Origin of the sequence: Tsukamurella ocularis, assembly GCF_024807615.1 — a bacterium.
Lineage (GTDB): Bacteria > Actinomycetota > Actinomycetes > Mycobacteriales > Mycobacteriaceae > Tsukamurella > Tsukamurella ocularis.
In genome coordinates, this window is sequence record NZ_JANUCJ010000001.1 from 889269 (window position 1) to 909858 (window position 20590).

Here is a 20590-nt window from a genome sequence, read left to right on the forward strand (position 1 = left end):
GCGCGAAGGGCCCGGCACCGTCGTTCGACGGTGCCGGGCCCTTCGCCATGTCCGCGTTTCGGCGGACCGCTAGACCTGCGCCGACTGCACCGAAGGATCCCGCTGGTCGAACCGGATTCCGGCAGGATTGCTCGCCAGCACGCCGATCACGATCGGACCCACTGCGCCGATCATCGGGACGATTCCCACAACGCAGACCAGTAGGTACCACCAACCCGAGGCGTTCGCGTCGTGCAGACGGCGGACGCTGAGCGCGATGTTCGCCACCCCCATCGCGAGGCCGAGAAGCAACCCGGCGATCGCGAGGCAGAGGAAGATCCACGAGAGCACCGGAGCGGTGTTCTCGAGGGCACCGCCGATCAGGCTGCAGGCGAAGACGGCGACGAAGAGGATCACGTACAGCAGCCAGGTCCACCAGTACTCGCTCTGCGAGGCCCGGCCTCGGTAGCGGAACGCCGACTTGAAGAGGCGTTTGGTCGCTTCGCCGAAACTCGCGCCGTAGAGCGGCCGTGTCAGATCGTCGGGATTGCGCATCCCAATCACTGGTGCTTGGTACTGGTGCTGGTGTTGGTAATGGTCCGTCATGTGATTCCCCCTGGTCACTCGGCCGCTGTACGACCGTCGGGGAAAAACTTAGAGTGCCATAAGATGAACGTGCAATATGCTTTACATCACCTGGGGTTGATCAGAAGCCGTCAGTCGGTGAAGCGGGCGGGGCGCTTGTTGAGCATGGCGTCGACGCCCTCGCGGTGGTCGTCGGTCTTGAGCAGGATGACCTGCGATTCGGTCTCGCGGCGCAGGGCGTCGTCGAGTCCGGCGAGGGTGGAGGCGTTGACGGCGCGCTTGGTGGCGGCGATCGCCTCCCGCGGGCCGGACGCGAGCTGCGCGGCGGCCGCGGCGACGGCACCGTCGAGCTCGTCCGCCGGGTGGACGGCGGTGATCATGCCCGAGGCGAGCGCCTCCGGGCCGTAGATCCGGTTGCCCAGCAATGCCATTCCCATCGCGCGCGTGCGCCCGATGGCGGCGGGCACGAGCGCGGTGGTGCCCGCGTCGGGCAGCAGTCCGATGCCCACGAAGGGCAGCAGGAAGTACGCAGTGTCGGCGACGAACGTGAGATCGGCCGACAGCGCGAGGCCCACCGCCATGCCCGCGCAGGGCCCGTTCACCTTGGCGATCACCGGGATCGAGGCCCCGATGATGGCGCGGATGTAGGCGTTGACGGCTTCGAGGGCCTCCTGCGGCTCCGCGGCCTCCCCGGCCAGGTCGGCGCCGGTGGAGAAGGCGCGGCCCTCGCCGGTCACCACGAGGACGCGAACCGCCGCATCGGCGTCGGCCTCCTCGACGATGCGCGCCAGCTCCCACGCGGCGCGGATCCCGAACGCGTTCATTCGCTGCGGGCGGGCGATGGTCACCGTCAGGACGCCGCCCTCGGCGACGCGCCGGAAGTCCTCGCTCATGCCACGCCCTCCGCGACCTTGGCCAGCGGCGCGAGTCGCCGCTCGATGATGGAGCCGCCCTCGGCGATCATCCGCTCGATGAGCTGCGCGCACGTCGGGACGTCCCGAATCAGGCCCTGGCACAGGCCGACGCTCCAGATGCCGGCCTCCACGTCGCCGTCCTCGAAGACCTTGCGGCCGCGGGCACCCGCGACGAGGTGCCGGATGTCCTCGAATTCGCAGCCCTGCGCCTCGGTCTCGACGACCTCGACGGAGACCGAGTTCTTCGCGACGCGGGCGGTGTTGCCGAGCGTGCGGAAGATGAGCTTCGTGTCCAGCTCGGAGTTCGCGACGATCTGGGCCTTGACCTCGGGCGCGATCGGCGATTCGACGGTGCACAGGAAGCGGCTGCCCATGTTGATGCCGTCGGCGCCGAGCGCGATCGCGGCGACCAGGCCGCGGGCGTCGGCGATGCCGCCGGAGGCGAGGATGGGGATGTCCAGCGCGTCGGCTGCGGCGGGGATCAGCACCAGGCCGGGGATGTCGTCCTCGCCGGGGTGGCCCGCGCACTCGAAGCCGTCGATGGAGACCGCGTCGACGCCGATGGCTTGCGCCTTGAGCGCGTGCCGGACGCTGGTGCACTTGTGGATCACCTTGACGCCGTTGTCCTTGAGGTACGGCAGGAACTTCGCCGGGTTGGAGCCGGCGGTCTCGATGATCTTGATCCCCGATTCGACCGCAGCGCGCAGGTACTCGTCGTAGGGCGGCGGGTCGATCGTCGGCAGCACCGTGAGGTTCACGCCGAAGGGGCTCGCAGTGAGCTCGCGCGTGCGCGCGATCTCCTCGCGCAGGTCCTGCGGCGAGGGCTGGGTGAGCGCCGTGAGGATCCCGAGGCCGCCGGCCTCGGAGACGGCGGCGGCGAGGCGGGCTCGGCCCACCCACATCATGCCGCCCTGGACGATCGGGTACCGGACGCCGAACTGCTCGGTGAAGCGCGTGGAGAACATGCTCCGAAAGCTAGCACAGATGAGAGAACAGTCTCTAACATATCGAGCAGATACCTGTTCCGATCCTGGAGGACCGTCATGACCGCACCGTCGAAGACCGCGACCGGCGACCTGATCTCGACCGACCCGCGCACCGGCGCGGAGGTGGCCCGCTTCCCCGTCGCCGACGCGGTGGCCGTCATCGAGGCCGTCGACGCAGCGCGGGGCGCCGCGACGTGGTGGGGCGGCCTCGAGCCCAAGGCCCGCCGCAACTGGCTGCTGCGCTTCCGCGGCGAGCTCGCGCGCCGCTCCGAGGAGCTGGCCGGCGTCATCGCCGCGGAGACCGGGAAGCCGCACGACGACGCGCTCCTGGAGGTCATGCTCGCGATCGTGCACCTGGACTGGGCCGCGAAGAACGCCGAGAAGGTGCTCGGCCGCCGCAAGGTCGGCACCGGCATGATGGGCGCCAACCTGACCGCCACCGTCGAGCACCGCCCGTCCGGGGTGATCGGCGTGATCGGGCCCTGGAACTACCCCGTCTACACCCCGATGGGCTCGATCTCGTACGCCCTCGCCGCGGGCAACGCGATCGTCTTCAAGCCCAGCGAGCTGACGCCGGCCGTCGGCCAGTTCCTCGCCGACACATGGGCCGCCGCGTGCCCCGGCCAGCCCGTGCTCCAGGTGGTACACGGCTACGGCGACACCGGCGCCGCGCTCTGTCGCGCGGGCGTCGACAAGCTGGCGTTCACCGGCTCGGCCCGCACCGCGCGCACCGTCATGGCCACCTGCGCCGAGACGCTCACCCCCGTCACGATCGAGGGCGGCGGCAAGGACGCGATGATCGTGGACGCCGACGCGGACATCGACGGCGCCGTCAAGGCCGCGGCGTTCGGCGCCTACGGCAACGGCGGGCAGACCTGCGCCGGCGTCGAGCGGGTGTACGTCGTCGCCGACCGGTACGACGAGTTCGTCGACAAGCTGGCCGCCGCGTCCCGCGAGATCCACGGCGGCGAGTCCGACGGCGTCGACTACGGCCCCGCGACCATGCCCAAGCAGCTGCAGATCATCGCCTCGCACATCGACGACGCGCTCAACCGCGGTGGACGCGCCCTCGTCGGCGGCCGGGAGTCGGTCGGCGAGCGTACCGTCCAGCCCGTGCTCCTCGTCGACGTGCCGGACGATTCGACCGCCGTCACCGAGGAGACCTTCGGCCCCACGGTCGTGGTCACCCGCGTCCAGGACATCGACGAGGCGATCGCCAAGGCCAACGACAGCACCTACGGACTCTCCGCCGCGATCATGACGAAGAGCCTCACCCGCGGCCAGGAGCTGGCCCGCCGGCTGCGCACGGGCGCCGTCGCCGTGAACTCGTTCCTGTCCTTCGCCTCCGTGCCCGCGCTGCCCTTCGGTGGCATCGGCGACTCCGGCTTCGGCCGGATCCACGGCGCCGACGGGCTCCGCGAGTTCAGCAGGCCGCAGTCCGTCGCCGCACAGAAGTTCGCGCTGCCGATGGACCTGCTCTCGTTCACCCGCAAGGAGCGCGACATGAACACCGTGCGGATGATGCTCAAGCACGTCTACGGACGCTGATCCGTTCTGAAACCGCGCTTCAACGAGGTCGCGGCGACGTATTCGCGGCGTCGCTGCTCCGGAGGCCGGTTTCGAAACGGACGCCCCCGTACGGTGGGAATGTGAGGGCGTGGGCGGGTCCGGCGACAGCGGCGCTCGGCATCGGCGCGATCGGCGGATCCACACTGGTGGCCGCGACGACCGGGCGCGGCCTCCGATACACCGCCGACTCGATGGACACGATCCCGTGGTGGCAGCCCTGGGCACCGGTGGCCGCTGGCCTGCTGGTGGCGCTCTCCGTCCCCGCCCGCGGCACGGCGGCGGACGGGACGCAGGCACCGTCGGACCCCCGGCGCCAAGCCTGGATACTGCTGGCCTGCGGCGTCGCCTTCGCCGCGGCGCTCATCGTGCTCGGCCCCGAGGAGCCGAAGTACACGGCGCTCAAGCTCGGGCTGCTGCTCATGGTGCCGGCCGCCGTCTTCGCACTCGACCGGCGGTGGGGCCGGAGGTGGCCGGACCCGACGGCGCGGGCCGGGTGGACGCCGCTGCCCGCGGTGATCGCCTACCTGGCGGTGTACCTGGCGCTGAACGATCGGGGCGGGAACTTCCTCGCCGGGGTGCCGCTGCTCGACGCGGCGCTCCTGCTGCTCGTCGGGTTCGCGATCAACGCGCTGCTCGAGGAGGTCTTCTACCGGCGCTGGCTGCTCGCCCGCTGGCGCGCGCTGCTCGGGCCGTGGGCGGCCGTCGCGCTCTCCGCGGTGGTGTGGGCATCCTGGCACATGGCCATCCAGGGCACCGGCGACCTGCCGCTCGACGCGAGCAACGTGCTCGCGAACCAAGGCGTGAGCGGACTGTTCCTGGGATTCCTGTGGCTGCGATACCGCGTGATGTGGCCGTTGTTGGTGATCCACGGCGTATGGAACGCGAACCCGCTGCAGTTCCTCACGTCCGGATCGTGACGGCACCGTCGACCTGGGCCGTCCGCGCAGACAGATAGGGTGGGGCGCATGTCCCGGCCCAGCTTCCGCCCAGATCGGGTGGCGTGGACCGTGCTCGGTCTCACCGTTGCAGCGCTCGTCATCGGCTACCAGATCAAGGCCCAGTGCACCGGCACGCCCTTCGACGAGCTCGGCCGCTCCGAGGGCTTCGCGTCGACGCCCGGCCGGATCTGCTACTCCGACATCCAGTTCCTGTGGACCGGCCGGGAGGTCAACAACCACATCTTCCCGTACCTGACCGGCTGGATCGACGGCGACGGCAAGCTACAGGGCGGCGCCATCGAGTACCCCGTGCTCAGCGGACTGCTGTTCTGGATCGGCGCGATCGGCGCGCACAACGATGCCGAGTTCCTGCTGCACATGGCGTTACTGCTGGCCCCGTTCGGGATGCTCACCGGTTGGGTGCTCGCCAAGGTCTCGGGCCGCACCGCCGCGCTGTGGGCCGTGGGGCCGCCGCTCGCGCTCTATGCCTTCCACAACATGGAGCTACCGGTGGTCGCCGCGGCGACCGTCGGTTTCGGCATCATGGCCTGGGCCGACAGAACCGGCGGGTCGATCCGGATCCCCGCCATCGCCACGGCCGCGGTACTCGCCGTGGGCTTCGACCTCAAGATCTATCCGGGCCTGTTCGTCGCGCCGCTGGTGCTGTACGTGCTCACGCACGGCAGGTCGGGCACGGTCGCCCTGCCCGACGGCCCCGGGCGGCGCGCCCGCGTCGACTGGCGCCTGCTCGATTGGACGGGCGCCGTCGCCACGGCGGCGACGGCCCTGGTGGTCGCCGTCGCGATCAACGTGCCCTTCATGGTCTTCGGCTTCGAGGGCTGGCGGGCCTCGCTGAAGTTCCAGGAGCTGCGCACAGCAGACCTGTCGACCAACTCGATCTGGTACTGGGGCGTGCTCAAGGCCTTCGACGACCCGAAGGACTACGACGCCTTCGTCTCCTCCGTCTCACCGCTGCTCATCGCGATCTCCATCGCGGCGCTGCTGGTGTACGGCTGGGTGCGCTTCCGGCGCACCGGCGTGTACCCCTGGCTCGGCGTGAGCGGCGCGATCCTGGCCGCGTTCATGCTCTTCCACAAGGTGCACTCGCCGCAGTACGTGCTGTGGCTGCTGCCCTTCTTCATCCTGCTCAAGGTCGACTGGCGGCTCATCGCGGCGTACCTGCTGTTCGACCTGAGCCTCGAGCTCACGGTGTGGAACTACTTCTCCGAGCACGCAGCGCACCTGCCCATCACCTGGTGGGTTCAGTGGGGCGTCTGGATCGGAGTCTGGGGCAGGGCCGCGCTGCTCGTCGTCTTCATCTGGTACCTGCCGCGCTGCGCGCTGCGGCTGCGCAGCGAGGGGGAGTCGGGCGCACCGTCGAGCACGCCGCCCGCGGGATCGTCGAGCGGAGGCGAGTACGGGCCCGGGAACGTCGACCGGACGAGGTCCTCGTCGGGCCGGTAGATCTGCCGGATCACCAGCGCGCACAGCCCGATCACGGCGAGGTCGCGCAGCAGGACGGTGGCCGTGAAGGCCTGCTCCGGCAGGCCCTTGTTCTGCATGCCGAGGAAGTACATCATCCGCGGCACCCAGACGAGGGCGTCGATGGTCATCCAGGCGAGCAGGATCCGAGCGTGCGGGATCGCAAGCACCGCCAGCGGCACCAGCCACAGCGAGTACTGCGGGCTCCACACCTTGTTCACCAGCAGGAAGCCGGCCACCAGCAGGAAGGCGAGCTGCGCGACACGCGGTCGCCGCGGGGCCTTGAGCGCGAGGTAGCCGACGCCGGCGATCACCGCGAGGAAGAGCACCAGCGTGATCGCGTTCGCCAGCGACGAGGCACCGCCGCGCGGGCCCTGGCCACCGAACACCCAGCCGCCGGTGAAGGAGCTCATCACGGCGTAGATGGAGTCCATGTCGACCGCGCGAGTCGAGTTGCGGTGGAAGAACTCCCACCAGCCGCGCGGGGCGGCGACCAGGATCGGGAGGTTCACCGCGATCCACGTCGCGAGCGCCACCGCGGTCGCCGTGATCCAGGGGCGCAGCCGGCCCGCGCGCAGGCACAGGAAGAACAGCACGATCAGCAGGAAGGCGGGGTAGAGCTTCGCTGCGGTGCCCAGCCCCAGGACCAGGCCGGCCCAGGCATGCCTCTCGCGTGACCACAGCAGCATCCCGACGGCCATCGCGGCCACGGCGATCGCGTCGAAGTTGGTGAAGGCGTGCACGATCACCAGCGGCGACGCCGCCATCAGCATCGCGTCCCACGGACGTCGCGCGGCGGGGCGCGACGGGGACGCCACGCCGCCCGCTAAGCGCGTGGTGGCCCACACCGCGATCAGCCAGAACATCGCCAACCCGACGGCCGCGACGGTGAAGAACAGCACCACCTCGATCGCCGCGGGCACGCCCCACTTCTCATGCAGAGTCACCCACACCTTGGCGACCTTCATCGACACGTACTGGTACATGCCCGTGAGCACCGGGTACTCCATGTAGCGCTCCTGCCGGGCGCCCGTGGGATCGGTATCGAAGAACTGCGTCACGTAGGGCATCAGGCCCTCGTTGAGGCGCTCGGCGCCGTACAGCGGCACCGTGTCCGAATAGCACATCGCGGCGTACGGCCGGTTGCCCGACCAGTCCAGCACCAGCTGCCCACCGTCGGACTTCTGCTGCAGGCAGCCGGCCTTGGTGGTCCAGCCCAGGGCGAGGAAGAGGACCGCCACCAGCAGGATCAGGCGCAGCGGCGTGAAGAATCGCTGGAAGCCGACGAGCGCGTGCGCGCCCACCGGGCCGCCGAGCACCGTCGAGAAATCCCGCGCGACGGCGTCCGTGCGACTGGGCACGTCGCGGTCGGGCTCGATGACCGTGGCCGGGTCGAACGGGCCCGGGCTGACGTGGAGACGGTCGTCGTCCGCCTCGGGAGCCGCTGCGCGGGGTTCCGTCACGGCACCGGGTTCGTCACCCGCGGTGCCACCGTGCGGCCGCCGTTGCCGGGGACCGTCCCGTTACCGTTCCCGGCGCCCGGCCGGGGCCGCGTGGTCTGCCCACCGGGGTTCGTCGGGTTGCCGCCGGGCTGCGTCGTCGGGGGGTCCCACGGGAAGGTCGGCAGCGGCACGCCGGGCAGGCCCGGCACCGTGCGGGTCGCCGACCCGGTCTCGTCCGCCGACGCCGATGCCGACGCCGATCCCGTCGACGAGGTCCGCACCCGGGTCTCCACCGGGACGCCCGCCTGGCCGCCGATCATGCCGGGGGTCGGGAAGGACTCGTAGTCGGTGTCCGAGAGGGCGCCGTCCATCGTCTGCTTCCAGATGGTCGACGGGACTCCGGAGCCGTAGATGGGACCGCCCCAGCCGTTGGTGATCGGGCCGCCCTTGTCGTTGCCGACCCACACAGCGGTGGAGATCGACGGGGTGTATCCCACCATCCAGGCGTCCTTGTTCTGGCCCGTGTCCTGGTACTGGGCGGTGCCGGTCTTGGCAGCCGAGGCGCGGCCGCCCGCCAACCCGTTGCCGTTGGAGTACGAGGCGATGGGCTGGAGCGCGGCGGTCACGTTGTTGGCGACGTCCTTGCTGAAACGACGCTCACCCGGATCGTTCTGGCGGTCCAGCAGCGTGCGGCCGTCGGCGGTGGTGACCTTGGTGATCAGGTGCGGCGCACGGTAGATCCCCTCGGCGGCGAAGGTCGCGTACGCGGACGCCATGTCGATGGGGCGGCTCTGGTACTGGCCGAGGACGACGCCACCCTCGACGCCGCTGCCGTCGGTCTGCTGCAGCGTCTTCTTGATGTCGCCGAAACTCTCGGCGACGCCCGCCTTGTGCGCCGCGTCGGCGACGTCCTGGGCCTGGTTGTTCAGGTCCATCATGAGGCGGTAGTAGACCGTGTTCAGCGACATCTTCATGGCGGTCGCCAGGTTGCAGCTGCCGCAGGACTCGCCGTCGGAGTTGTTGACGGTGACGCCCTGGGCCTTGAACGGCGAGGAGGAGTAGACGCGGGAGAGGCCGATCCCCTGCTCCAGTCCCGCGACCAACGCGAAGACCTTGAACGACGAGCCCGTCTGGAGGCCGGCCTGGACGCGGTCGTAGCCGTTACCGTCGCTACCGCCGTAGTAGGCGAGGACGCCGCCCGTCTTCGGGTCGACGGAGACGATCGCCGTACGCAGGTCCTTCGGCTGGTTCTCCGTCATGTTCGCTGCGGCCTTCACGGCTGCGGCCTGCGCCTGCGCGTCGATCGTCGTGGTGATCTTCAGGCCCTGCGTGCTGAGCGTGGACTCGTCGATGCCGGCGTCCTTGAGCTCTCGCAGCACCTGCGTCTTGATGAGACCGTTCGGGCCCGCGGACAGGTCGTCGCCGGCACCGCGCCCCGGGGCGATGGTCTTCGGGAACTGCAGCTGGGCGCGCTGCGCGGGGTCGAGCGTCTTCATGTCGACCATGCCGTCGAGTACGTAGTTCCAGCGGCCGGTGGCATCGGCCAAGTGGGTCGTGGGCTCGTACAGCGACGGCCCGCGGACAAGACCGGCGAGGAGCGCGGCCTGCTCGGCCTTGAGGTCCTTGGCATTGACGTTGAAATAGGCCTTCGACGCCGCCTGGATGCCGTACGCCCCGCGCCCGAAGTAGATGGTGTTCAGGTACGCCGACATGATGTCGTCCTTGGACCAGGAGTTCGACATCTTCGTGGAGATGATGAGCTCCTTCCACTTGCGCGTCAGTGACGATTCGTCGCCCACCAGCGCGTTCTTCACGTACTGCTGCGTGATCGTGGAGCCGCCGCCCGCGTCCTCACCGTCGCCGGCGACGCCCGGAATGCGCTTCCACACGGCCCGTGCGAAGCCCTTGAGGGAGAAGCCCGGGTTGGTCGCGAAATCGCGGTCCTCCGCGGCCATGATCGCGTTCTTCATGACCTCGGGGATGTCCTGCGCGGGCAGGATCTCGCGGTTGCCCTCGGGCGGCACGACGCGCGCGATGGGGGTGGTGCCGTCCTTCATGACGATGGTCGCGACCTGATTGGTCTGGATCTCGCCCGGCTGCGGCACATCGGTGCGCCAGTAGCCGACGAGGAAGGCCAGCAGCGCGACCACCAGGATCAGCGCGACCGCGGCCACGCCGCCGGTCAGGACGCGTCGGAACAGTGAACCGCTCACGAGCGCTCGCAGTCCCTTCTTGTCGGAGTCGTCATGGTCGCCGTCATCCGGCTCGTCGGGGCCGTCGCCGTCACCGCCGCCCGGGCCGTCACCACCGGGGCCGTCACCACCCGGTCCGTCGCCACCCGGTCCCTCGCCACCAGTAGTGGCGGCGGCCGGGGCCGACTTGCGGATCACGACGGGCTGTTCGGCCGGAGCGGCGGGGCGCGACGGAGCGCCGCGGTCGGCCTCCGCCGCGAGCTCGGCGCCGTCGACGGGACGGCCGGAGAGCGGCTGGTAGGCGGTACGCGGCTCGCTCGGGCCCGACGGGGCCGGGCTCGACGGTGTGCGGCCCGCGCCGGGCGCGGAACCCGCTCCCGGGGCGGCGGGCGGCGTCGGGGCGTCCTTGCCGCTCGGCGGGACCACCGGGAACTGCGTGGTGGGCGCCGCCTGCGGCGGAGCGGGTCGCGGCGGAACCGGCGGGGTGGGGCCTCCGGGCCGCGGCGGCCCTCCGGCCGCCCCGTTCCGCTCGTCCTTGCCACCCGGGTTCGTCACCGCTGGTTCTCCGCTCGTCTCATCGTCGTCTCGTACGTTTCGTGCCGGTCCGGCCGTCGCTCGCTCAGCCGGGGGCCGCGCGGCGCTTGCGTCGCGGTCGCGGCGGGAGGCCCGCCACGTACGACTGCACCAGATGATTCCAGTTGCACGACCTGCACACTTCCACGACATGCACGGAGAATTCCACCCGTGTGGATTCCATCTCGCTGAGCTCGGCGTCCGTGCGGGCCGAGCCAGAGGCGTCGCCGAGGGATTCGCCGAACACCCAGGACACCAGGGTCAGCTGCTCCTTGCGGCAGATCGGGCAGCGCACCTCGGACGGCCGGCCGTGGAACTTGGCCGCACGCAAGAGGTACGGATCGGCGTCGCACACCGCCTTGACGGCGGTGCGCCCGGCGTTGACCGACGCGAGCAGCGATCGCCGCTGCAGCGCGTAGTCCACCGTTTGCCTCTGCGTCCGCACGGATCCAATGTACGTGTCCGGGCCGGGAGACGCCGCGACAAGGGCATACCGCCCGGGACCGTCCGCCCCGGTCGCGAGCCCCGGACGTCGCTGCGCGCCGCCTGTCGTTCATCGCCGGTTCACCTCTGAGGTATCGTTCTATATATCGGCGCGATACAACTGCCGATCGATTGATGAGATAGATCCACTCGCGTCAGCCGCTCGACACCGCGCACGGAAGGAGGCAGTAGTGCTCGAACTCGCAGTTCTGGGACTCCTGCACGACTCCCCCATGCACGGCTACGAGATCCGCAAGCGGCTGACGGAACTGCTGGGCCCGTTCCGCGCGTTCTCCTACGGATCGCTGTACCCCGCCCTGCGCCGCGCGCAGGATGCCGGGTACATCGCCGAGGAGGACGGACCGGGCCCGTCGAAGCGCCGCGCGCGCCGTGTCTACGGACTGACCCCGGCCGGCAAGGAGCGGTTCTCCGCCCTGGTCGCCGACACCGGTCCGCAGAACTACACGGACGACGGGTTCGGCGTGCATCTCGCCTTCTTCACCGCCACTCCGGCCCAGGCTCGGCTGCGCATCCTCGAGGGTCGCCGCCGGCAGGTCGAGGAGCGGCGTGAGGAACTCCGTCGGGCCCTTGCGGCCGGCGGGACCAGCGAGACGTACACGCGGCAGTTGCACGAGCTGGGACTGGAAACGACGGAGCGCGAGGTGCGGTGGCTCAACGAGTTGATCGCCGCCGAATCCCGCTCCGACGCGAAGACCGACACCGACTGAAGGGAACAACGGTGACTGACAACTCCACCAAGGTGCGCGTCGCGATTGTCGGCGTGGGCAACTGCGCCTCGTCGCTCGTGCAGGGCGTGCACTACTACAAGGACGTGGCCGACGACGCCACCGTGCCGGGACTCATGCACGTGAAGTTCGGCCAGTACCACGTGCGCGACGTCGAGTTCGTCGCCGCGTTCGACGTGGACGGCAAGAAGGTCGGCTTCGACCTCGCGGAGGCCATCAACGCCTCCGAGAACAACACCATCAAGATCGCCGACGTGCCGCCCACCGGCGTCACCGTGCAGCGCGGCCACACCCTCGACGGCCTGGGCAAGTACTACCGCCTGACCATCGAGGAGGCGCCGGGCGAGGGTGTCGACGTCGTGCAGGCGCTCAAGGACAACGAGGTCGACGTCCTCGTCTCCTACCTGCCCGTGGGCTCCGAGGAGGCCGACAAGTTCTACGCGCAGTGCGCCATCGACGCGGGCGTGGCCTTCGTGAACGCGCTGCCCGTGTTCATCGCCTCCGACCCGGAGTGGGCAGCGAAGTTCCGGGACGCGGGCGTCCCGATCGTCGGCGACGACATCAAGAGCCAGGTCGGCGCCACCATCACCCACCGCGTGATGGCGAAGCTGTTCGAGGACCGCGGCGTCACGCTGGACCGCACGTACCAGCTCAACGTCGGCGGCAACATGGACTTCAAGAACATGCTCGAGCGCGACCGCCTCGAGTCGAAGAAGGTCTCCAAGACCCAGGCCGTGACGTCGAACCTCACCGGCCCGCTCTCGGGCAAGGTGCACGACAAGAACGTGCACATCGGCCCGTCGGACTACGTCGAGTGGCTCGACGACCGCAAGTGGGCGTACGTGCGCCTCGAGGGCCGCGCCTTCGGCGACGTGCCGCTGAATCTGGAGTACAAGCTCGAGGTCTGGGACTCCCCCAACTCGGCCGGCATCATCATCGATGCCGTGCGCGCCGCGAAGATCGCCAAGGACCGCGGCATCGGCGGCCCCGTGATCCCCGCCTCGGCGTACCTGATGAAGTCCCCGCCCGAGCAGATCGCCGACGACATCGCGCGTAAGCAGCTCGAGGAGTTCATCATCGGCGCGGACTAGTCCCCGTCCGGCCGGCACGTCCGGCCTCCGTCGTAGGGCCCGTCACCCGTGGGGTGGCGGGCCCTTGTCGTACCCCCGGGAGGACACATTCCACCCTGGGCGAAAAGTCCGAATCGCTCAGCTTCTCGTCAGCCTCGCGGCGGTCGATCTCGGTACCGTCGGGTCATGGACCCCGTGCTGATCCTCATCGCCGTCGCCGTCGTCGCGCTCATCGTGGTGCTCGTGATCCGCGGCAACCGGAATCGCACGACCGCGCTCTCCGACGCGCAGGCCGACGCCCGCGCCGCCATCGACCGGCTGGCCGGCCAGGTGAACAACCTCGTCGGCGCGAACGACGCCGCCCGGCAGGCCCTCGCCGACGCGGGCGAGCGATACACCGCGGCAGGCGCCCAGGTCGGGGGCGCGAACACGCCCGCGCAGGCCCGGCTCGCCAAGCAGACCGCGCTCGAGGGCCTCTACTACGCGCGGGCCGCCCGGGTGGCGATGGACCTGGACCCGGGCCCGCCGATCCCCGAGCTCGACGGCCAGCGCACCGCCGGCTCCGTCACCGAGGACCGGACGGTCGACGTCGACGGTCGCGCGCTCGCGGCCTCGCCGTCGCCGTCCGACCGCACCCCGAACTACTACCCGGGCGGCACGGTGGCCGGACGCCCGGTGCCCGCCGGCTGGTACAGCGAGCCGTGGTGGAAGCCGGCGCTCGTCGCCGGCGCCTGGGGCGTGGGCAGCTACCTGCTGTTCAGCTCGATGTTCGTCGGGATGGCCGGGGTCGGGCCGGCCGTCCTCGCCGATCCGGGGGTCGACGGTGCCTCCGACGTCGGCGGGGACTTCGGGTCCGACGCGGGCGGATACGACGGCGGCGGCTTCGGGGACTTCGGCGGAGGTGACTTCGGCGGGGGCGACTTCGGCGGTTTCTAGGCCGCTGACCGCGAGGCCGTCATCCGAGGCATTGCCGTCGTCCTGAACGGTTGACTGAGTTGCCGGTATAGTTCGCCGACGTGTTCCGCATCTTCGGACTGTCCTTCGCGATCACGATCGCCGCGCTCGTGGCAGCGTTCCTCTACGGCGGTCCGGAGGCGCTGGTCCTGACGTTGATCCTCGGCGTCCTCGAGATCAGCCTGTCCTTCGACAACGCCGTCATCAACGCGACCGTGCTGCAACGGATGAGCCGCTTCTGGGTGCGCATGTTCCTCACCGTTGGCATCCTCATCGCGGTCGTGGGCATGCGACTGGTGTTCCCGCTCGCGATCGTGTGGATCACCGCCGGCCTCAACCCAAAGGATGCACTCGATCTGGCGCTGAACCCGCCGGCCGACGGTGCGGCCTCCTTCCCGGACGGTCGCGCGAGCTACGAGACTCTGATCACCGCCGCGCACCCGCAGATCGCGGCGTTCGGCGGCATGTTCCTCCTGATGCTGTTCCTGGACTTCATTTTCGATCCCGAGCGCGAGATCACCTGGCTCACCTGGATCGAGAAACCTCTCCAGCGCATCGGCCAGCTCAATCGCCTCTCGATCATCGTGGCGTTGGCCGCACTACTCGCGACAGGTGTGTGGGCGGCCCACACCATCGAAGAATCGCGGACCGTCTTCCTCGCGGGCCTCCTCGGCCTCGTCGCCTACATGGTGGTGAACGGCCTCGGCGAGTTCTTCCACGTCGAGGAGCTCGAGGAGGAGGCTGAGCTTTCGCGATCCGGCCCGTCGGAGCTGGCGAAGGCCACCGGTAAGGCTGGCTTCTTCCTGTTCCTCTACCTCGAGGTGCTCGACGCGTCGTTCTCCTTCGACGGCGTGATCGGCGCGTTCGCCATCACCGCGGACCCGATCATCATCGCCCTCGGCCTCGGCTTCATCGGCGCGATGTTCGTCCGCTCACTCACCGTGTACCTCGTGGAAAAGGGCACGCTCTCCGAATACGTGTACCTCGAACACGGCGCGCACTGGGCCATCGGCGCGCTGGCCGCCATTCTGCTGTACTCGATTCACACTCCGGTCCCCGAGCTGGTCACAGGGCTCATCGGCGTCGTCCTCATCGCGGCCGCACTCGTCTCCAGCGTCATCCGTAACCGTCGGCGGGCAGGGCTTCCCGACGGAGTTGCTTCACCGGGGTGAATCCACCACCAGCGACGACCCGATGATCATCGTCGCGAGAACGACCAGCACCGCTATTCCGGCGGCTGTCCACAGGCCCCGCCCCCGCCGCCGTCCCGTCCTGATCGCGAAGAATGGCGCGAGCACGAGAGCGACGGGGCGAACTCGCCGTCCGCTGCGCTCTCCGCCGATTTCTTCGCGCGCTTCTCCTCGACCATGTAGCTAGCCGTGCGGATCAGGTCGCCGCAGCGACCTTCTTGGTGCGGGCGTACAGCGCGACACAGATCGCCGCGAACAGCACGACGCCCAGCGCCTCGCCCCAGTGCAGCCAGCTCTCACCGATGAACGGCAGCGCCAGTGGCTCGTCCTTGTCGGTGGCGACGACGATGCCTGCGTAGATCACGCCGAACAGTGACTCACCCACGATGAGGCCGGTGGCGAGCAGCGTGCCGAGGCGCTTGCGCCCCTCGGCCACTTCGCCGGTGGCGGAGCCGTCCGCCCAGCGGTTGTAGAAGTAACCGAGCACGGCGCCGACCGGGATCATCAGGGTGACGCTCATCGGCAGGTACATGCCCATGCCCACGGCCAGCGGCGGCAGCCGGAACTTCGAACTGCGGGAGAGCACCTCGTCGATCAGGATGACGACGGCACCGATGATCGCGCCAAGGCCGATGAGGCCCCAGTCGAGGTCACCGCCGAAGACGCCCTTCGACAGGCTCGCCAGCAGCGAGGCCTGCGGCGCGGCAAGGGCGTTCTCGCCCGCGCCGGGGGCGCCGACGAAGCCGAAGCCGCTCTGCAGCAGGTCGAGTACCGGCGGGATGATGGCGGAGCCGAAGGCCACACCGATCACGAGCGCCACCTGCTGCTTCCACGGCGTCGCCCCGACGAGTTGACCCGTCTTGAGGTCCTGCAGGTTGTCGTTGGAGATGGTGGCGATGCTGAAGATGATCGCCGCGGTGAAAAGCGTGTATGCGATGAGCGCAGTGGCGGTATCGCCCTCCGACGGTCCCCAGACCGCGCGGATCAGCAGCGCCGCGGACAGCACGACGAGGATGCCGACGCCGGAGACGGGGCTGTTGGACGCGCCGATGAGGCCGGCCATGTAGCCGCAGACGGACGCGACCACGAGGCCGAGGACCAGGATGTAGACGATGCTCAGCGTGATGATGCCGCCGGCCTGGCCCTCGAGTCCGGTGCCGGTGGTGAACGTCCACAGGAGCACGCCGATCGGCACCAGGGAGGCGATCACGATGCCCGCCACGTACGGGAAGGGCATGTCGCGCTCGGTGATATCGACGAGCTCGCCGTCGCGGCGCTTGCGGGACGAGGCGATCGAGTCGGCGATGCCGCGCAGCACCGGGCCGAGGATCTTGATCAGAGTCCACACGGCGGCGATGGCGATCGCGCCGGCGCCGATGAGCCGGACCTCGGTGCTGAACGCGGTCGAGATGACCTTGGTGATGCTGCCGGTATCCGGCAGGTCGCCCGCGGTCCACATCGGGAGCAGCACGAAGTAGGAGATGACGAGGCCGACGATCATCGCGAAGCCGACGGTGACGCCCACCAGGTGGCCGACGCCGATGAGGGCGAAGGACAGGCCCGGCACGAACAGGGTGCCGCCGTTACCGATCCGCAGGGTCGTCGACAGGCCCTCGGCGACGAGCTTCATCTTGGCGAGCAGCGCGTAGCCCGCGGAGGCCAGCGAGCCGAGCACGATGAGACCCAGGCCGCGCTTGCTCTCGCTGGCGCCTTCGGCGGTGTCGCCCACCTTGAGTACCTCGGCCGCCGCGACTCCCTCGGGGAAGGGCAGGTCGGAGCCCGTGACCAGGGCGCGGCGCAGCGGGATGGAGTACATGACGCCGAGCACGCCGCCGATCAGGCAGACCAGGGTGGTGGTCCAGTACGGGAAGTTCGCCCACCAACCGATCATCACGAGGCCCGGCAGGATGAAGACAATGGCCGAGAGGGTGCCCGCGGCCGACGCGATCGTCTGCACGATGTTGTTCTCGATGATGGAGTGGTTCGCGAAGTAGCGCAGCAACGCCATCGAGATCACGGCCGCCGGGATCGACGTGGCGAAGGTCAGGCCGACCTTCAGGCCCAGGTACGCATTGGCGGCGGTGAAGACGAGCGTGATCAGGCCGCCGAGGAGGACGGCGCGGGTCGTGAACTCGCGGACGCCGGATTTCGGCGCGGCGGGTACCGGTGTGGACATGGATGTATCCCTTCTCAAGGACGTGGCCGGTTCGGCCGAACGTGAAAACCCTAGGTCCAAGCACGCGATCGTACGACTCGAACGCGCGAGGTCGTGCGTCGCGGTCACGAGTCGTAGGGTGGACGAGTGCGATTCGGAGTGGTGATCCTGCCCCAGTACCCGTGGCCCGAGGCGCGCCGGCGCTGGCGCAAGGCGGAGGAGCTCGGGTTCGATCACGCCTGGACCTACGACCACCTGTCCTGGCGCACCCTCGCCGATCAGCCCTGGGGAGCGACGGTCCCGCTCCTCACCGCTGCGGCCACCGCGACCGAGCGGATCCGGCTGGGCACCTTCGTCACCTCGCCCAACTTCCGGCATCCCGTCCCGTTCGCGAAGGACCTGGCCGGCGTCGACGAGATCGCCGGCGGCCGCTTCCTCCTGGGGATCGGCTCCGGCGGCACCGGTTTCGATGCCTTCGTCCTCGGGCAGCCCGAGCTCTCCCCACGCGAGCGGCACGAGCGCTTCGTGGAGTTCACCCGCGATCTCGACGTCCTGCTCCGGTTCGAGCAGGACGGGCCCCTCTCCTTCGACGGTCCGCGGTACCGTGCCGTCGACGCGCGCATGGTCGGTGAGCCCGCGCAGAACCCGCGCATGCCCTTCGTGCTCGCGGCCAACGGCCCCAAGGGGCTGCGGCTCGTCGCGGAGCTCGGGCAGGGCTGGGTCACCACCGGTCCCGACGGTGACGGCGGCGACGCCTGGTGGTCCCGCGTCGCCGGGCTGTCCCAGCGACTCGACGACGCGCTGGACGCGGCGGGACGCGACCGGGGCACCGTCGACCGCTACCTGTCGATCGACTCGGGCGGCACCTACTCCCTGAGCTCATCCGGCGCCGCCGACGACGCCGTGGGCCGCGCCGCCGAGCTCGGCTTCACCGACGTGATCCTGCACTGGCCCCGCGACGGCGAGCCCTACGAGGGCACCGAGGCAGCCCTGGACGCCTTCGCAGAGCGCCATCTGAGCTGACCTCCCCAGCCCTCCGCGCACCCGGCGCGGCCGAGCGCACGCACCGCGTGCGCGTGGCCGCCCGGTGTGCGCACGAGTACGCCCGAGCGCGGCGCCGCCTCACTTGTCCTCCGTTTACCCGAGCTTTCCCTACTGATCACGTTGCCCTCCTACTGTGGCGGGGATTCAGCCCAGCCAGCCCGATCAGCCCAGCTCAGCCACAGGGAGACCCCATGCGCCTGCCCAACCTGCGCCTGCTCACCGATCACGACGGTAAGTCGGCCCGCTCGCACACGACCTGCAAGTACAAGTGCGGCAACCAGTGCTTCCGCGAGCACGACAACCAGTCCGACAACGAGTACTTCGGCGACATCACCCGGCGCACCGTGCTCCGCGGCGCCGGCGTGGCGGCGCTGGGTGCGGGCGCGGTCACCGTCCTCGCGGCCTGCGGCGACAACGGTTCCAGTGGCGCGGGCGCCTCCTCGAGCGCGGCGGCGGGGAACGGCGCACCGGCGGAGAACGTGAACGCCCCCGGCCTGAACTTCAACGCCATCACCCCGAACAAGGCCGACGCCGTGACAGTTCCCGAGGGATACGAGCAGGCCGTGGTGATCCGCTGGGGCGATCCGGTGATCCCCGGCGCGCCGCAGTTCGACTTCGACAAGCAGACCCCCGAGGCGCAGGCGCAGCAGTTCGGCTTCAACAACGACTTCACGGATCTGATCCCCGTGGATGGCAAGCCGGACACCTTTCTCATGGTGTGCAACCAGGAGTACACGACCGGCACCGCGATGTTCAAGGGCTACAAGGAGGGCGATCCCACCGAGAACCAGGTGCGGGTCGAGATGGCCGCGCACGGCATCTCCGTGGTCGAGGTCAAGGGCGAGCCGGGCTCGGGCAAGCTGACTCCCGTTCTGGGCGAGTACAACCGGCGCATCACCGCGTCGACGGAGTTCGAGCTGCGCGGCCCCGCTGCCGGCACCTTCTTCACCCGCACCGCCGCGGACCCCACCGGCACCCGCGTGCTGGGCACCATCGCCAACTGCTCGGGCGGCATCACGCCATGGGGCACCATGATCTCCGGCGAGGAGAACTACACCAACTACTTCTCCGGCACCGACAAGCCGCCGCTGCCCGGCCTCGCCGAGGGCTGGAAGCGTTACGGCGTGGGCAAGGACGAGGACGCCCACCACTGGATGAAGTACGAGACCCGGTTCGACCTGTCCAAGGAGCCCAACGAGATCAACCGCTTCGGCTATCTCGTCGAGGTCAACCCGCACGACCCGAAGTCGACGCCGATCAAGCACTCGGCCCTGGGGCGGATGAAGCGCGAGGGCGGCAACATCTACGTCACGCCCACGGGCGAGGTCGTCACCTATTGCGGCGACGACTCGAAGTTCGAGTACATCTACAAGTTCGTCAGCTCGCGGAAGATCCAGCCGGGCAAGGGCGCCGCAGCCATGGAGTCGAACATGCGGATCCTGGACGAGGGCACGCTCTACGTCGCCAAGTTCGAGGGCCAGCAGGTCGAGAACGGCAAGGTCCCCGAGGGCGGCTACAAGGGCACCGGCAAGTGGATCCCGCTGCTCACCACCAAGGCCGACGGCAGCGCCGAGTCGCACGTCGACGGCATGCCGGCCGAGAACGTTGCACTGTGGACCCGCGTCGCGGGCGACAAGGTGGGCGCCACAAAGATGGACCGCCCCGAGGACATCGAGCCGAATCCCAAGACCGGCAAGATCTACTGCGCGCTGACCAACAACAGCGATCGCGGTACCGAGGGCAAGGCCGGCATCGACACGCCGAACCCGCGCGTGAAGAACAAGAGCGGCCAGCTGCTTGAGATCACCGATAACCACACGGGCACCGATTTCTCCTGGGACCTGCTGCTGGTGTGCGGTGACCCTGCCGCCGCCGACACCTACTACGGCGGCTTCGACAAGACCAAGGTCTCGCGGATCAGCTGCCCCGACAACGTCACCTTCGACTCCCACGGCAATCTGTGGATCTCGACGGACGGCACCAACGCCACCTTCGACAGCAACGACGGCCTGTTCGGCGTCGTCCTGGAGGGCAAGGACCGTGGCCTGACCAAGCAGTTCCTCACGGTGCCCTTCGGAGCCGAGACCTGCGGCCCCGTCGTGCGCGACAACCGCGTGCTGGTCGCCGTGCAGCACCCGGGCGAGACGGACGACGCCACCGCCGACAAGCCCACCTCGCACTGGCCTGACGGCGGCTCCAGCCAGCCCCGCCCGTCGGTGGTCGCGGTGTGGAAGAAGTCGGGGAACATCGGGTCGTAATCCCCTGCTCCTCCGGTCCGACGGTGCCGG

15 protein-coding genes and 1 pseudogene are annotated in these 20590 nt (G+C 69.6%); 9 read left to right on the forward strand and 7 right to left on the reverse strand.

The window, feature by feature from the left end:
- Positions 1-69: 69 nt before the first annotated feature.
- The 3 genes from HNP44_RS04465 to HNP44_RS04475 all read right to left on the reverse strand — a co-directional run bounded on the left by HNP44_RS04465 (position 70) and on the right by HNP44_RS04475 (position 2443).
- Positions 70-585, reverse strand: a complete 516-nt coding sequence (locus tag HNP44_RS04465; protein WP_259141269.1) for a DUF805 domain-containing protein — start codon at positions 583-585, stop codon at positions 70-72.
- A 110-nt stretch (positions 586-695) separates the two neighbouring features.
- Positions 696-1457, reverse strand: coding sequence for an enoyl-CoA hydratase-related protein (locus tag HNP44_RS04470; protein WP_259141268.1), 762 nt, complete (start codon positions 1455-1457; stop codon positions 696-698).
- Positions 1454-2443 carry an NAD(P)H-dependent flavin oxidoreductase gene (locus tag HNP44_RS04475; RefSeq protein ID WP_259141267.1) on the reverse strand — a complete coding sequence of 330 codons (990 nt, stop codon included), beginning with the start codon at positions 2441-2443 and terminating at the stop codon, positions 1454-1456. Before HNP44_RS04475 ends, HNP44_RS04470 begins: the two co-directional genes overlap by 4 nt.
- A gap of 78 nt (positions 2444-2521) precedes the next feature.
- Between HNP44_RS04475 and HNP44_RS04480 the strand changes: the two genes are divergently transcribed.
- The 3 genes and pseudogenes from HNP44_RS04480 to HNP44_RS04490 form a co-directional block, all read left to right on the forward strand.
- Positions 2522-4012, forward strand: a complete 1491-nt coding sequence (locus HNP44_RS04480) for an aldehyde dehydrogenase family protein (RefSeq protein WP_259141266.1) — start codon at positions 2522-2524, stop codon at positions 4010-4012.
- Between the two features lie 101 nt (positions 4013-4113).
- Positions 4114-4950 (forward strand): CPBP family intramembrane glutamic endopeptidase, encoded by an 837-nt coding sequence (locus HNP44_RS04485; RefSeq protein ID WP_259141265.1) that lies wholly within the window; start codon positions 4114-4116, stop codon positions 4948-4950.
- A 564-nt stretch (positions 4951-5514) separates the two neighbouring features.
- Positions 5515-6084, forward strand: a pseudogene (locus tag HNP44_RS04490) (hypothetical protein); the annotation flags it as partial.
- Positions 6085-6233: 149 nt separating this feature from the next.
- Here HNP44_RS04490 and HNP44_RS04495 read toward each other — a convergent pair.
- The 3 genes from HNP44_RS04495 to HNP44_RS04505 form a co-directional block, all read right to left on the reverse strand.
- Entirely contained in the window at positions 6234-7916 is a 1683-nt protein-coding gene (locus HNP44_RS04495; RefSeq protein ID WP_374758730.1) for a glycosyltransferase family 87 protein, read from the reverse strand.
- Positions 7913-10642 (reverse strand): transglycosylase domain-containing protein, encoded by a 2730-nt coding sequence (locus HNP44_RS04500; RefSeq protein WP_259141263.1) that lies wholly within the window; start codon positions 10640-10642, stop codon positions 7913-7915. The genes HNP44_RS04495 and HNP44_RS04500 overlap by 4 nt, the downstream gene beginning before the upstream one ends.
- Positions 10643-10706: 64 nt before the next feature.
- Entirely contained in the window at positions 10707-11105 is a 399-nt protein-coding gene (locus HNP44_RS04505) for a DUF5318 domain-containing protein (protein ID WP_259141262.1), read from the reverse strand.
- A 229-nt stretch (positions 11106-11334) separates the two neighbouring features.
- Between HNP44_RS04505 and HNP44_RS04510 the strand changes: the two genes are divergently transcribed.
- The 4 genes from HNP44_RS04510 to HNP44_RS04525 all read left to right on the forward strand — a co-directional run bounded on the left by HNP44_RS04510 (position 11335) and on the right by HNP44_RS04525 (position 15085).
- Positions 11335-11871, forward strand: a complete 537-nt coding sequence (locus HNP44_RS04510) for a PadR family transcriptional regulator (protein ID WP_068526204.1) — start codon at positions 11335-11337, stop codon at positions 11869-11871.
- An 11-nt stretch (positions 11872-11882) separates the two neighbouring features.
- Positions 11883-12980: an inositol-3-phosphate synthase gene (locus HNP44_RS04515; protein WP_259141261.1), complete on the forward strand. Its 1098-nt coding sequence runs from the start codon at positions 11883-11885 to the stop codon at positions 12978-12980.
- A gap of 165 nt (positions 12981-13145) precedes the next feature.
- Positions 13146-13895: a DUF1542 domain-containing protein gene (locus HNP44_RS04520; protein WP_259141260.1), complete on the forward strand. Its 750-nt coding sequence runs from the start codon at positions 13146-13148 to the stop codon at positions 13893-13895.
- An 80-nt stretch (positions 13896-13975) separates the two neighbouring features.
- Positions 13976-15085, forward strand: coding sequence for a DUF475 domain-containing protein (locus HNP44_RS04525; protein WP_259141259.1), 1110 nt, complete (start codon positions 13976-13978; stop codon positions 15083-15085).
- A 214-nt stretch (positions 15086-15299) separates the two neighbouring features.
- On the opposite strand, the gene HNP44_RS04530 is transcribed toward HNP44_RS04525, so the two are convergent.
- Complete coding sequence (locus HNP44_RS04530) at positions 15300-17279, reverse strand: OPT family oligopeptide transporter (protein WP_259141258.1); 1980 nt, start codon at positions 17277-17279, stop codon at positions 15300-15302.
- A gap of 126 nt (positions 17280-17405) precedes the next feature.
- Here HNP44_RS04530 and HNP44_RS04535 point away from each other — a divergent pair, with 126 nt between their 5' ends.
- Both HNP44_RS04535 and HNP44_RS04540 read left to right on the forward strand, forming a co-directional pair.
- Positions 17406-18281 carry an LLM class flavin-dependent oxidoreductase gene (locus HNP44_RS04535; RefSeq protein ID WP_259141257.1) on the forward strand — a complete coding sequence of 292 codons (876 nt, stop codon included), beginning with the start codon at positions 17406-17408 and terminating at the stop codon, positions 18279-18281.
- A 212-nt stretch (positions 18282-18493) separates the two neighbouring features.
- The gene (locus tag HNP44_RS04540) at positions 18494-20560 is read left to right on the forward strand and encodes a PhoX family protein (RefSeq protein WP_259141256.1); all 2067 of its coding nucleotides are present in this window, start codon (positions 18494-18496) and stop codon (positions 20558-20560) included.
- The last annotated feature ends 30 nt before the right edge of the window (positions 20561-20590 follow it).